This window comes from Aporhodopirellula aestuarii, from assembly GCF_023701485.1.
GTDB classification, from domain to species: domain Bacteria; phylum Planctomycetota; class Planctomycetia; order Pirellulales; family Pirellulaceae; genus Rhodopirellula; species Rhodopirellula aestuarii.
Map to the genome: position 1 here is coordinate 15,032 of NZ_JAMQBK010000041.1, position 12,788 is coordinate 27,819.

Annotated in this window: 7 protein-coding genes; 4 read left to right on the forward strand and 3 right to left on the reverse strand. The window is 55.1% G+C overall.

Going from position 1 to position 12,788, the window contains the following annotated elements:
• Nucleotides 1-265: 265 nt before the first annotated feature.
• From NB063_RS16070 to NB063_RS16080, 3 genes are read left to right on the forward strand one after another with little or no spacing between them, the layout of a single operon-like run.
• The gene (locus NB063_RS16070) at nt 266-1,075 is read left to right on the forward strand and encodes a PIG-L deacetylase family protein (RefSeq protein WP_250929760.1); all 810 of its coding nucleotides are present in this window, start codon (nt 266-268) and stop codon (nt 1,073-1,075) included.
• Nucleotides 1,075-1,908 carry a glucosamine-6-phosphate deaminase gene (gene nagB / locus NB063_RS16075; RefSeq protein WP_250929761.1) on the forward strand — a complete coding sequence of 278 codons (834 nt, stop codon included), beginning with the start codon at nt 1,075-1,077 and terminating at the stop codon, nt 1,906-1,908. Before NB063_RS16070 ends, nagB begins: the two co-directional genes overlap by 1 nt.
• Nucleotides 1,905-3,023 (forward strand): Gfo/Idh/MocA family protein, encoded by a 1,119-nt coding sequence (locus NB063_RS16080; protein WP_250929762.1) that lies wholly within the window; start codon nt 1,905-1,907, stop codon nt 3,021-3,023. The genes nagB and NB063_RS16080 overlap by 4 nt, the downstream gene beginning before the upstream one ends.
• 152 nt (nt 3,024-3,175) lie before the next feature.
• Here NB063_RS16080 and NB063_RS16085 read toward each other — a convergent pair whose 3' ends face one another.
• From NB063_RS16085 to NB063_RS16095, 3 genes are all read right to left on the reverse strand, one after another.
• Nucleotides 3,176-7,549 carry a DUF885 family protein gene (locus NB063_RS16085; protein WP_250929763.1) on the reverse strand — a complete coding sequence of 1,458 codons (4,374 nt, stop codon included), beginning with the start codon at nt 7,547-7,549 and terminating at the stop codon, nt 3,176-3,178.
• Nucleotides 7,550-8,116: 567 nt separating this feature from the next.
• A complete protein-coding gene (locus tag NB063_RS16090; protein WP_250929764.1) occupies nt 8,117-8,575 on the reverse strand; it encodes a beta-lactamase hydrolase domain-containing protein in 459 nt (152 codons plus the stop codon).
• A 182-nt stretch (nt 8,576-8,757) separates the two neighbouring features.
• Entirely contained in the window at nt 8,758-9,657 is a 900-nt protein-coding gene (locus NB063_RS16095; protein ID WP_250929765.1) for a UDP-2,3-diacylglucosamine diphosphatase, read from the reverse strand.
• Nucleotides 9,658-10,265: 608 nt separating this feature from the next.
• On the opposite strand from NB063_RS16095, the gene NB063_RS16100 reads away from it, so the two are divergent.
• Nucleotides 10,266-12,719 carry a glycoside hydrolase family 95 protein gene (locus tag NB063_RS16100; RefSeq protein WP_250929766.1) on the forward strand — a complete coding sequence of 818 codons (2,454 nt, stop codon included), beginning with the start codon at nt 10,266-10,268 and terminating at the stop codon, nt 12,717-12,719.
• Nucleotides 12,720-12,788: the final 69 nt, after the last annotated feature.

The following is a 12,788-nucleotide window of genomic DNA, read 5'->3' on the forward strand; positions in this document are numbered from 1 at the left end:
TCGCTCTTCTCGAGCGAACCGAGATTGGGTTGCACCAACGCCCGGCTCAGGAACCTCCGCGCCTCCAATTTCCACCGCGCGCAAATGGCATCAATCGGTGAAAACATGCGCATAGTCTGGATCTCCCGCCACCAAATGCGCCAATAGAGTACCACAAAATGGCAAGGTGCGTGGAGAAATGAGCAGCAATTCCTGCAGAATGGTTCCTGACGTAACGCATTCTCTTTTTAAAAATCGTCCCCACGATTTGAAAGTCGTCCCCACGATGTCCAACCACGAATCCATCCCCAGCCGAAAAGTTGCCCTCGCGTTCATGGCTCACCCAGACGACGCCGAGATCACATGCGCCGGAACGCTCATTCGGCTGCAGGAATTCGGTTGGGAGATCCACATCGCCACGGTTACCGCGGGAGATTGTGGATCCATGGATGCCGGTCCCGAAGAAACAGCCCGGACGCGCACCGCAGAAGGAACCCACGCGGCCGAGTTGATCGGAGCAACGTACCACACCCTCAACGAACCGGATGGCCGGGTGGTCTATGACCTTCAGTCTCTGCAGAAGTCGATTGACCTGTTTCGCGAGATCGCGCCGAGTTTGGTGATCACGATGCCGCTGTCCGACTACCACGCCGACCATGAGATTTCGGGTCAACTCGGTCGCGCGTCGAGCTTCGTGTACGCCGCTCCCAACGCGTCGAAAAAACAGCTGCTCGCCGGATCGCAGGTGCCGTACCTGTACTACTGCGATGCCATCAACGGACACGACCGGATGGGCCACCCCACATCCCCGTCGACCTATGTCGACATCACCGACCAACTCGACCTGAAGACCGAGATGTTGGCATGCCATGCCAGTCAACTGGAATGGCTGAGATCACACAACGGGATTGATGAATACCTGACTGCGATGCGCGAACACAACTATTGTCGTGGCGGCGACATCGGCGTGCATGCTGAAGAAGCGTTCGTTCAACACCGTGGCCATGGTCATCCGACGAACGATCTTTTGTCCGAGCTGTTTTCAGCCAACCGGCAAGCAAACTCTCCGCCACCCTCTTTGCAAGCGATCCATTAATGAGAAGTACCCTAGAAAGTCCTGCTCCGACTGACAATGCGATGATTTCGAACTCCGGTTTGTCGATACTGAGGTTCGAAACCTCGACGGACGCCTGCAAACGAGTCGCACGAGAAATCGCCTCTCTGATTCGTTTGCGTGCGTCAGAACACAGGAAATGCGTTCTCGGACTCGCCACCGGTTCCACCCCCATCCGCGTCTACCGCGAATTGGTGAGAATGCACCGAGAAGACGGACTTTCTTTTCACAATGTGATCACCTTCAACCTAGACGAGTACTATCCCATCAAACCGGAAGCCGCCCAAAGCTATGTCCGGTTCATGAACGAACACTTCTTCAACCACATCGACATTTTCCGTAGCAACATCCATATCCCCAAAGGCAACATTGAGCTGGAGTCCGTCCCCGGCTATTGCCGCGACTACGAAGAACTGATCTTAAAAAATGGCGGGATTGATCTTCAACTGCTGGGCATTGGACGCACCGGCCATATCGGATTTAATGAACCGGGTGCCACGCGGGACTCTTCCACTCGCCTCGTTAAACTAGACTCTCTGACCCGCATCGATGCGGCCGCGGATTTTGGCGGTCTCGACAACGTGCCGCTACTGGCAATCACAATGGGAGTGGAGACGATTTTACAAGCCAAAAGAATCCGTTTACTCGCCTTTGGACAACATAAAGCGAGCATCGTGCAAAAGGCCATCGAAGGTCGAATGACGACTGCGATTCCGGCCACGCTTCTGCAAAACCACCGAAACCTACAATATCTACTCGACCACGATGCCGCGGCATGCCTGTCTCGGACTCGCTCTGGAGCCCCCACCCAATGACTGCGAACGATCAATCATCTGCACCCGTCCGCATTCTCTGCGTTGGCGCCGGAAACATGGGGCGTTCCCACGCGTTGGCGTACCAAGCCCTTGAAGGTTTCGAGATTGTCGGCATCTGCACGCGATCCAAAGAATCTGGCGAAAAACTGAACGAAGAGTTGGGCCAAAGCTATCCGACCTTCCAAGACTTCGACACGGCGCTGCAGGAAACCCACCCCGATGCGGTGTGCGTTTCGACTTGGCCCGACACGCATGCCCGCTTCGTCACGACCGCCTTAGACGCGGGTTGTCACGTGTTCGTCGAAAAGCCACTCGCCGACTCCGTGGAAGCGGCGGAAGAAATTGTCGCCAAAGCGATGCAAACGAATCGCAAAGTGGTCGTCGGTTACATCTTGCGACACCATCCGAGTTGGAACCGCTTTATCGAACTGGCTCACACGTTGGGGAAGCCGTTGGTGATGCGAATGAACCTCAACCAATCGTCGTCGGGAGCGGCGTGGGAAACGCACAAGCGTCTGATGTCCACGGTTTCCCCCATCGTCGATTGTGGTGTCCACTACGTTGACGTGATGTGCCAAATGACGAAGTCGCGTCCCATTCGAGTTTCTGGAATCGGTGCTCGATTAACCGACGAGTTGCCCGCCGGCATGGTCAACTACGGACAACTGCAGGTCACCTTTGAAGACGGTTCGGTCGGCTGGTACGAAGCCGGCTGGGGCCCGATGATGAGTGAAACCGCGTTCTTCGTCAAAGATGTGGTTGGCCCCAAAGGCTCCGCATCGATCGTGGCCGAGAACGCCTCGTCGACCGGGCAAAGCGATAACGTGGATGCTCACACCAAGACCGAATCGATCCGGGTACACCACAGCACGCTCAACGCCGAAGGCAAATTTGCCCGCGCCGATGAGTGGGTTCACCTCGAAGACGAGCCCGATCACGATGGACTGTGCTTGCGAGAACAACAGTTCTTCTTGGACGCGATCCAACAAAACAACGACCTGACGGATCATCTCCAAGATGCGGTCAACTCGATGAAAATCGTGGCTGCGGCGGATGAATCTTTCCGAACGGGAAAGACCGTCGAACTGCAAACAACCGAACCGGTCAACACCTAGTCGGAAGCCTTAGGTACTGCGAGAGCCCTTTCGCCTCACGGAAACCCCGCCTCTCTCGCGAAATCTAAGGGCACGCGAGGAAGAGTTCGGCACCGGCTTATCTTTCGCCGAACTCTTCCTCGCACTTTCGATCACGACCGCGACTTATCCGGTCAATTGAAACGCCAACGAGGCGGGTCGTCACGTTGCAACGGTTCGTTTTTCAGGACCTGCCGCAGCATCGCGATCGGCATCATGCCCGCTTCCATGATCGCGTCATGAAATTCGCGTTCGGTCATCTCACCGGACAGTACCATTTCTCGATGCAGTTGACGGATCTGCAACGCGCCGAGCATGTAAGCGGCTTGGTACAGCGGCGGATAACTCGACCCGATACTGCGGCGAACCTCTGCCGTCGCATTGCGTCGTTCGAATCCAACGTTATCGACCAAAAAATCGACGCACTGATCGGGTGAGAACCGACCGAGGTGAAAATTGAGGGAGAAGATGATGCGGGCACACCGATGGGCACGCCAAACGAGCATCCCCATCCGTTCTTCGGGGGTGCGAGCGAAACCGTCATCATAGAGTTTCAATTCCCAGTAAACCGCGAGTCCCTCCAACCAAAACGGCGTACCTATTTTCTTCCGATGCGATTGATAGCGGTCGGTCATGAACATCTGGAGATGGTGGCCGGGGATCAGCTCGTGATGCACCGTCGCGCGGGCAAAACCGATGTTGTTGCCTCGCAAACTTTGCCGCTTGTCACTCGGCGTCATGCTCGCCGTCGGATATGAAACACTGATGACTTCGCCACCGGTGAAAAATGGATTCACCTTTTGACGTTCAGGCGTCATCATGACCATCCGCCAACAGTACTCGGCAAACGGTGGAACCGTGATCCAATCACGTTTGCGTAGCCACTCGACCGACTCGTCCGCCATCGTACCGATCAACGCTGGCTGCTGTCCCGGCGCGACGTGATGGTTCTTCATCCGTTCCACAGCGGCTCTCCAGTCATCGCCCAGCCCCATGTCCTGAGCCACGCGGACCATCTCGGATCGGACGATCGCATACTCGCGTTCGGCCAACTCGATCAACTCCTCCGGCGTGTGATCGATGAACTCCCGACGCAATTCCAATTCGATGCGTTTGCGGCCTACCGGCGTGCCGGAGAGGTCTTTCTCGACCGAGGAGGTGGCAGGAGCAAGTTGTTCTCCCGATTGTTCGATTTCCTTCCGAGCGATGCGGGTCTCGACTTCCGCCATCAAAACATGCCAGTCGACCTGATCGTCGACCGACCATTCGCCAAACAGTTTTCCACCGAGCGTTAGCTCGTTCAGTGCCTCTTTCCACTGAGGTAATGCGTCCGTTTTCGTTTTGCGACCACCATTTTTCCGGGTGAACCGATCAACGATGCCAGGCATCCAATTGGCTTCCCGCCGGGACCATGCCGCGATCGGCGGGTACGCCTCACCAAACACGAATTCAGATGCCGGCTCAGGCGATCCGAGCTCTCGGTTCGAAACCTGCTCAGCATGCTGCTTGGTCAGCTCTGCATCCGGCCTCAGCCGCTTGCGCCATCGCTGAAGTTGTTCACCGGTTTGATTCGCGAGATCGAGAACCCACCAATTGAATTCAGGATGATAGCCCTCGTAGAACTGCTGCCACGATTGGTACGCTCCGACCAAGTCACCTACGGCGTCGAGGACCGGTTGGCTCACCGAAACCGTTTTGGCTTCCGCGTCTTCGCCTGCAAGGCATTCTTGAATCATCTCACTGAGATTCTCCACTTCCGTCGCCATCGCTTCGGCGTCGAGTTTGTTGACCCGGCGGGAATAATCAGTCAGCTCAATCAACGCTGAGGCAAACGGAGCCAACTCAACGAGTTGTACCGATACGATCACGCTGGATTTCAATTCCGACTCTTCCTCTTTGATCGTGGCAACGATCTCCTGAGCGGTCACTCGATCGGCGTCACCTAATTGGTCGTCACCGTCCACGTTCAACGCGGCATTCACCTGACTCTTCCACGCATCCAAGAACGCAGCGGTTTGCGTCAAACGCTCGCTCGCGATGCGAATGGGCAATCGTCGCTTGAGAGTCTCAAGATCGGTGGTGTAGTGGTTGCGAATGTCTTCCCAGGCCGCGTGAGTCTGGATGCTACCCAACTCAATCGTGGACGGCGGGATCGATTCAGTCCCACGGTCGTCGTCGGCATCACCCGGACGCAGCTTTTCGATGAAAAAGTCGAGCGTGCGGCGCTTGCCATACACGCCGCCATCGCTATGTCCCATCCCGGGAATGACCAACAGGTCGAAGTCTTTGTCCGCTTTGATCAAGGCATCAGCAAATCGCAGCGTCGACTCCGGTGGCACGTTGGAATCCAATTCACCCACGATCAAAAACAGATCGCCCTGCAGGTTACCGGCGTGCTCGATATTGCTGTTCGCCGCATAGTGGTCACCGACGGGATACCCCATCCATTGTTCGTTCCACGAGGCTTTGTCCATCCGGTTGTCGTGGCAACCACACGCCGCGACCCCCGCGTCATAAAAGTCTCCATGGAACAACAACGCAGAACCTGTGTTCTGACCTCCTGCGGAAGTCCCAAAGATGCCCACACGATCGAGGTCCATCGCAGGATGCTCTTTGGCGAGTGCCCGCATCCAAGCGATTCGGTCTGGAAATCCGGCATCCTTGAGGTTGTGCCAGCAAACGTCATGGAAAGCTTTTGAGCGGTTCGCTGTGCCCATCCCATCGATCTGGACAACAATAAAACCGGCATCCAAATATTCATGAAACCAAGGGGCGGAACGGAACGACTTTGGCACGTGTGAATCGTGAGGCCCCGCGTAGATATACTCGATGACAGGATATTTCTTGTCCCCGTTTGGATCATAGTCTTCCGGGAAACAGGCCAATCCCCAGATATCGGTTTCGCCATCGCGACCTTTCGCGGAAAACACCGTCGGTAAATTCAATTCCGCGCTGGCCGGCGCGATCTCCGCGTTGACCAACGTTTGAATCAGTTCGCCATCGGCCGAACGAAGCTCATGGACCGGCAACGAGTTGACCCGCGAATGAGTGACCACGAACCTGGATCGGTCCGGCGAAAACGTTGCGGTGTGATTTCCATTGCCTTCGGTGAGTAACGTGAAATTTTCACCGCTGAAGTCGACTCGCGCGTAATGTTTTAGGTAGGGATCTTGGTCCGGGTACACGCCGCTGACGATGATATCGATGAGGCGATTTTCGCGATCAATGTTCTCGATCGCTCGCACGACGAAATCCCCCTTGGTGATCGGTGAGATCGGCTTGTCGCCTGCCAAATCCACCAAGTACAAATGTTGATAGCCGTCCTTTTCGCTGACCCAAATCACCTCGTTGGATTCCTCCAGATAAGTCCAACGAGGCAGATCGGCTTTGTGCGTTGTCCAAATGAACGTGTCGGACTGCTCGTCGATGACGGTGGTGACCGTGCCAGCCAACACGTCGATGTCGAAGAGGCGAAATCGTTGGTGGCCCCGCTGCGTCACGGCGAGCAACGCCCGGTGGGGCCCCGCCCAACGAAACTGCCAAAACCTTGCCGACAACAGCGGCAAGTTCAATTCGATCTCCTCGCCCGTTTGGGCGTTAAACGCCAAGTAGCAGACTTGGTCGACATCGTCGCCAGGCAACAGATACGGCCGCGACGTGAGTTCGGCTCGTCCGCCCGATTTCGGGGACGATTCGATCAGATGGACCGGTTTGGTTTCATGAGGGAATACCGCCTCCACGAGCAACACCTCGCCGTCGGGTGACCACTGCGGTGATTCCAGTTTCGGTTCGACGGGGGAACTGACCGGTTCCTCGGCGAGCTTTTCAGCCAACGTCGCATCGTCGATCAGCGTTTGCCACGCGGACGATTCGTCGTCGTTTTCATCTGCGTTTTCGACTTCGGACTCTCGCCGAAGTTGCAGACGGTCGCCGTCGAGACGTACGATCCGTTTCGAATCAGCAGGCGACGCAACGCCTTCAGCCCAATCTTCGTCCTTTCGAGAGTCACCTCGTTTTCGGCGTGAACGATTCGAATTCGTCTCGGTCACGCGAGCGGGCTTTTTCACCTCCAAACGCATCGGATCGACGTCGGCGACGACATAGCCGTACTTCGTTTTGTCGCCGTCGACAACTTCCCAAACATGTCCCGCGTAAGTGGTACGCACGAGCGATTCACCTGCCGCGATCGATTCGTACTTGACTCGCTTGCCTCCGCTATCCACCCAGAACAACTGCAATTGTTTTTGGGTTTGATTAACGAACGTGATCTCGGTGTTCGTTTCAGAAGATTTGACTGAGCGTGGCGTGCGCCCGCCAGTCAGTGACGCCTCGCGGGCTTCGCCTGTCTTGCCACGTTCGATTTCGGTCATCTCTCCCGACTTCGCATCGACGCGAACATCGGTGTTCGATCCGTCCGCGTTTTGCCGACGAAACCAAAACGAATCCTCACTGGTCCAGTGCGGGGTTAACGTTTGCTGAATAACCCTCGGAGGCTGTGGGCGTTTCACGTCCTGAGCCTCGGCAAGCGCTGATGCACTCCAAAGAGCAAGCACGAGCAGGAGACAACGTGCAGAGCGGAAGTACGGCAATTTCATTTCCATCAATTCGGCGGGTCCAGATACGGCGATGTGCGGGGCCCTCACGAATATGGCGGATAAAAACTCGCTGACTACGTGTCTCCACTCCATCCACTTCGCAAGTTGGGAGCCACTTTAGTCAACCTTCTGGTGATGCGGTGTCGCGTTGAAAAAATGGTTCGACAACGGCACGATCTGACACCTACCGGGCATGAATCTGCACACATTGGGCATGCCATAGCTGTACAAACTGCGAGTCCGTTCGATGAAGGCACACGTGCCGATTGTCCCACCAACGCCCCCGCTCGACTCAGGCCCTTGCTGATCGCGAAAACCACCCCTGAGTGGGTCCCGATTTGATCGGCGCAGGTTTGACATCGCCCAGCCATTTTCGTTGGAAAACGATCAATGCAACGATTGACGCGAGTTTCCATCCGCTTGACGCATGTATCTTTCCACGGGCGGACAACAACCGAACACGCGGTCATGCCGAGCAACTCATGTCGTCCGATTCGAACGACTATTTACATAGTCCCTGACGAAGTTCTGCAGTTCAGGGACGTCGCACTCAAAACCCATTTCACTTGCTTGTTTGAGGGCCTGATCACCCGACATGCCATTTTCCACTGCCGTGTGCATCATCAACATGGCCCCCGCCCGTTTCCCACTCTTGCAGTGCGCAAAAGCAGGCTTCGGCAACGCTTTGTACTGTTCTCGAAACGCATCCACCTGGGAAGCATCTAACGAGTCCAGTGAAACGGGAATATGCAAGTATTCCATGTCGAGAGATTTCACTTGCTCACCTTCCGCATCCGGTGACAAGTCCTGTTCGTCTTCTCCCGCGGTTCGAAAATTGATGATCGACTGAAAACCATCCGCAGCCATGGATTGAATTTCACTCTCACTCGGCTGTCGACCGACTGTCACGTCATCGCTAAGTTTCATCTGGATCGGCATCGTGTTCTCCGTTGGGGTGCAAAGAGCCAAACGGCGTCTCTAGCAACTCATGTTCCAACGAAGCTCGCCATGTGAAAGTGCGGAAGATCCTGGATTCCACATACCTATCGCTCGGCAGCGGAGAGAAACATTGCCTCCCAATCGGCCACGCTGAATGATCTGCAGCCATGTCCTGGCAAACATTAGGCCGCGTATTCACCGGGGGCGGCGGTGACCACCCATTCCTCGGAATTATTGATGACTGCAGGAACCGGATCACGCACCGAGTCAACGGTTTCAGGCCGCGTCGACCGCCGCCGCGGCAAACGCAGAAACAGGTCATCGTCATAACGGCGGACCAATTGCATTTGCCCGTCGTGACGTTCGATCAATCCGGTACAGTTCTCGACCCAATCGCCTGTATTGCAGTACCACATCGCATCACCCGAGACGATATCCGGCGTGTGGATGTGCCCACAAATCACGCCATCGCAATCACTCTGCCGGGCGTGCATCATGATCTTGGTTTCAAACCCACTGACAAAACGAATCCATCGTTTGATCCGATCTTTCAATACAGCGCAACCGCCATAAGGATTGCGGTCTTGAGCCATCCAAGCGTTATGCCACCATCGATTGAAACTCAAACAGGCGTCGTAGAACACCGAACATCCCTTAGACAACCATTGGGCGTTGGTTTCGACACAATCGAACATGTCGCCGTGCGTAATCAAAAACCGCCACCCATCAACCGTTTCCATGACAAATTCATTCGCGACTTCAAAGCGGGGAACGGGAGTCAAACACCCCGATTGAAACGCGGGGTTTCGCAGGAAGGCGTCGTGGTTGCCTGACACGTAATGGACTTTCGTTCCGTTTTTCGCTAGCTCGATCAAGTGCATGATGACGTCGTCACACGCCGGCGTCCAATGCCAACCGGCGTTGATCTTCCAACTGTCGATGAAGTCGCCAACCAGATAGATCGATTCGGGTTGGAAGCCACGAAGAAACGCTAGAAACTCTTCGGCTCGCGAATGCTTGCATCCCAAATGCACATCGCTCACTAAGAGAGTCCGGACCGGCGTCGGGGCGGACCGCTGCATGTCAACTTCCTTGATCTCGAAGTAGAGAAAACCGGCCGACCACTTCGTGTCAAAATCGTTCCTTCGCGAACCGTTTGTCCGAAACAGAACAGGGCGACCGTGAATCGAATTTGAATTCGAGCCAGACTCTAGCAGAGCGTTATGACATTCGTGTTAACGCTCAATGCGGGTTAGAGGAAACTTCACCGACACAGACGCAACTATCCAACATGACCTGAATTCGCTCGGCAACAAACGTGCATAATTCACCCGGCGCGTCCGCCAAAACACCAACTTCCGAACACAACCGCTGGCCATCCAAAAACGTTCTTCTGCGACCCAACCCCCTCGGGGGTTCACGCGTCGATGTGCCGCATTGGTTCCTTCCGCTTCGGTTGTTTCGCCAGTAGTCCACACTGGACATCTCTGGCAAAATCGCGGGACATATCCGACGTTCAACCATCACCGTTAACCAATCCCAGGATTCCGCTTCGCCAGCTCGTCAGTTGACATGCTTATCTGCCTCCGGTCCCTTTCCGCAATTTGACGCGTTGAAAACAGGGAGCAGTGATGCAAAGACGAAGACTATCCTTTTTGCCGCTAAGATCAAACGCTTTGAAAGAATGAACATGAGACACATCCTTCTTCTGGTTTGCATTTCCATGTTTAGCCCACCCGCCCATTCACAACATGCCTCCACCTCCGAACTTATTGACGCCCAGTCATTCAAAACCGATTCGGTGCTCTGGTACCAACAGCCCGCCAACGCATGGGAAGAGGCTCTACCAGTTGGGAACGGACGGTTGGGTGCGATGGTGTTTGGCAAACACTCTGAAGAGCGGATTCAACTCAATGAAGAAACCTATTGGACCGGCGGGCCCTACTCTTCAGTCGTCAAGGGTGGAGCTGAATTCTTGCCGGAAATCCAACAACTGCTTTTCAGCGGCAAACCATTAGAAGCTCATAAGCTGTTTGGCCGTCACATGATGGGATACCCGATTGAGCAGATGAAATATCAGTCCCTGGCCAACCTGCACATCTTCTTCGAAGACGAAGAGGAAGTAACCGACTACAAACGATGGCTGGATCTCGAGACTGCTACCACGAGCGTGCAATACAAAGCTCATGGAGTGACATTCCGTCGTGATGTTTTGTCGTCGGCTCCCGATCAGGTCGTTGCGGTGAGGTTGACGGCGGATCAACCGGGACAGGTTTCATTTCGGGCACAACTGCGTGGCGTCCGCAACGCGTCCCATTCCAATTATGCGACCGACTATTTCCGGATGGATGGGATCGGTAACGATGGATTGATGGTCAACGGCAAGTCAGCCGATTACCTCGGGATTGAAGGCAAACTGCGGTATCGTGCCCAACTCAAGGCGGTTCCTGAGGGTGGTTCGGTGAAGGTCGAAGGGGCTGAGCTTTTTGTGGAGGGGGCCGATGCGGTCACGCTCTACTTTGCCGCAGCAACCAATTTCGTTGACTATCAAGACGTCAGCGGTGATCAGGTCGCCCGAGTGAATGACTACCTTGGCGGTATCCACGACAAAACCTTTGCAGTTATCTTCAACACAGCCATCCGCGACTACCAATCGCTGTATCAACGCGTCGAACTGACATTGCCTCAAACGGCCAACTCGTTCTTGCCGACTGATAAGCGGATGGCGGCTTACGAAACAGCGGACGATCCCAGCTTGGCTGCCCTCGCCTACCACTTCGGCCGCTATCTCTTGATCTCCTCGTCACGTTCCGGAACGGAAGCGGCCAATTTGCAGGGCATTTGGAATGAGAGTCAGAACCCAAGCTGGGATTCCAAATACACGACCAATATCAACACCGAAATGAATTACTGGCCGGTGGAATCAGGCAACCTGTCGGAGTGCGCCGAACCTCTGATCACGATGGTGAAGGAATTAACCGACCAAGGCGGCCAAGTTGCTCGCGAACATTACGGTGCCGACGGCTGGGTCTTTCACCAGAACACCGACCTCTGGCGAGTGGCCGCTCCGATGGATGGTCCCACCTGGGGCACCTTCACCGTGGGCGGTGCCTGGCTGACGACCCATTTATGGGAGCACTACCTTTACACCCTCGACCAGGATTACTTGGATGAAATCTATCCGGTGCTCAAAGGGTCAGTGGATTTCTTTATGGATTTTTTGGTCGAGCACCCCGACGGGAAATGGCTGGTCACCAATCCTTCGAATTCTCCCGAGAATCCACCTAAAGGCCCGGGCTATGAATACTTCTACGACGAAGTCACCGGAATGTATTACTTCACAACGATCTGCTACGGCGCCAGCATGGACTTGCAGATCATCACGGATCTATTTGGCTATTACGCCAAAGCGAGCGAAGTTCTCGGCCGTGATCAGGACTATGCGCAAACCGTTCTCGCCGCCCGTGCCCGCATCATGCCTCCGCAAATCGGAAAAGATGGCAGTTTGCAGGAATGGGCTGAAGACTACGAGCAACTGGAAGAAAAGCACCGGCACTTCTCCCACATGTACGGGCTCTACCCGGGCAACGTCATCTCAGCAAAACGAACTCCGGAGTTGATCGACGGCTGCAAAGCGGTGCTGGAACAGCGGGGCGATGAAGGAACCGGATTTTCGCGCGGTTGGAAAATGAATCTTTGGGCGAGACTCTACGATGGTGATCGGGCGCTCAAAATCTTCAAAGGGTATATCAAGGACCAAGCGTACCCCCAGCTATTTGCAAAATGCAACACGCCTTTGCAGGTCGATGGCACGTTCGGTGTCGCCGCCGGGATCACCGAAATGTTGATGCAATCGCATGAGGACTGCATTGACCTACTGCCCGCGCTGCCGGAGAAATGGAGCGAGGGACGATTCAACGGCGCGTGCGCCAGAGGTGCGTTTGAACTGGATTTCCAATGGGATCAAGGCGAGATCACGCGCGTCGAACTTCTATCGAAGAAAGGTCAAAGCTGTCGGATCAATCCGAGAACGCAGGTCACCATCACCACCAACGGTAAACCGGTTGTTAGCAAACCGATCAAAGACGGTTGCCTTGAGTTCGACACGGTCGCAGGCGAGACTTACCTCTTGGTTCGTCAATAACTGCCCGTCTGGCGAATGTCTGGCCCGGAAACCAGGGCAAACTACCGCCGGGGACGCCTCGTGTGGGCG

What these genes read in the sequence shown, in the direction of transcription:
- NB063_RS16070 (WP_250929760.1), top strand. Translation starts at nt 266, where the DNA reads ATGTCCAACCACGAATCCATCCCCAGCCGAAAAGTTGCCCTCGCGTTC.
- nagB (WP_250929761.1), top strand. Translation starts at nt 1,075, where the DNA reads ATGAGAAGTACCCTAGAAAGTCCTGCTCCGACTGACAATGCGATGATT.
- NB063_RS16080 (WP_250929762.1), top strand. Translation starts at nt 1,905, where the DNA reads ATGACTGCGAACGATCAATCATCTGCACCCGTCCGCATTCTCTGCGTT.
- NB063_RS16090 (WP_250929764.1), bottom strand. Translation starts at nt 8,575, where the DNA reads ATGCCGATCCAGATGAAACTTAGCGATGACGTGACAGTCGGTCGACAG.
- NB063_RS16095 (WP_250929765.1), bottom strand. Translation starts at nt 9,657, where the DNA reads ATGCAGCGGTCCGCCCCGACGCCGGTCCGGACTCTCTTAGTGAGCGAT.
- NB063_RS16100 (WP_250929766.1), top strand. Translation starts at nt 10,266, where the DNA reads ATGAGACACATCCTTCTTCTGGTTTGCATTTCCATGTTTAGCCCACCC.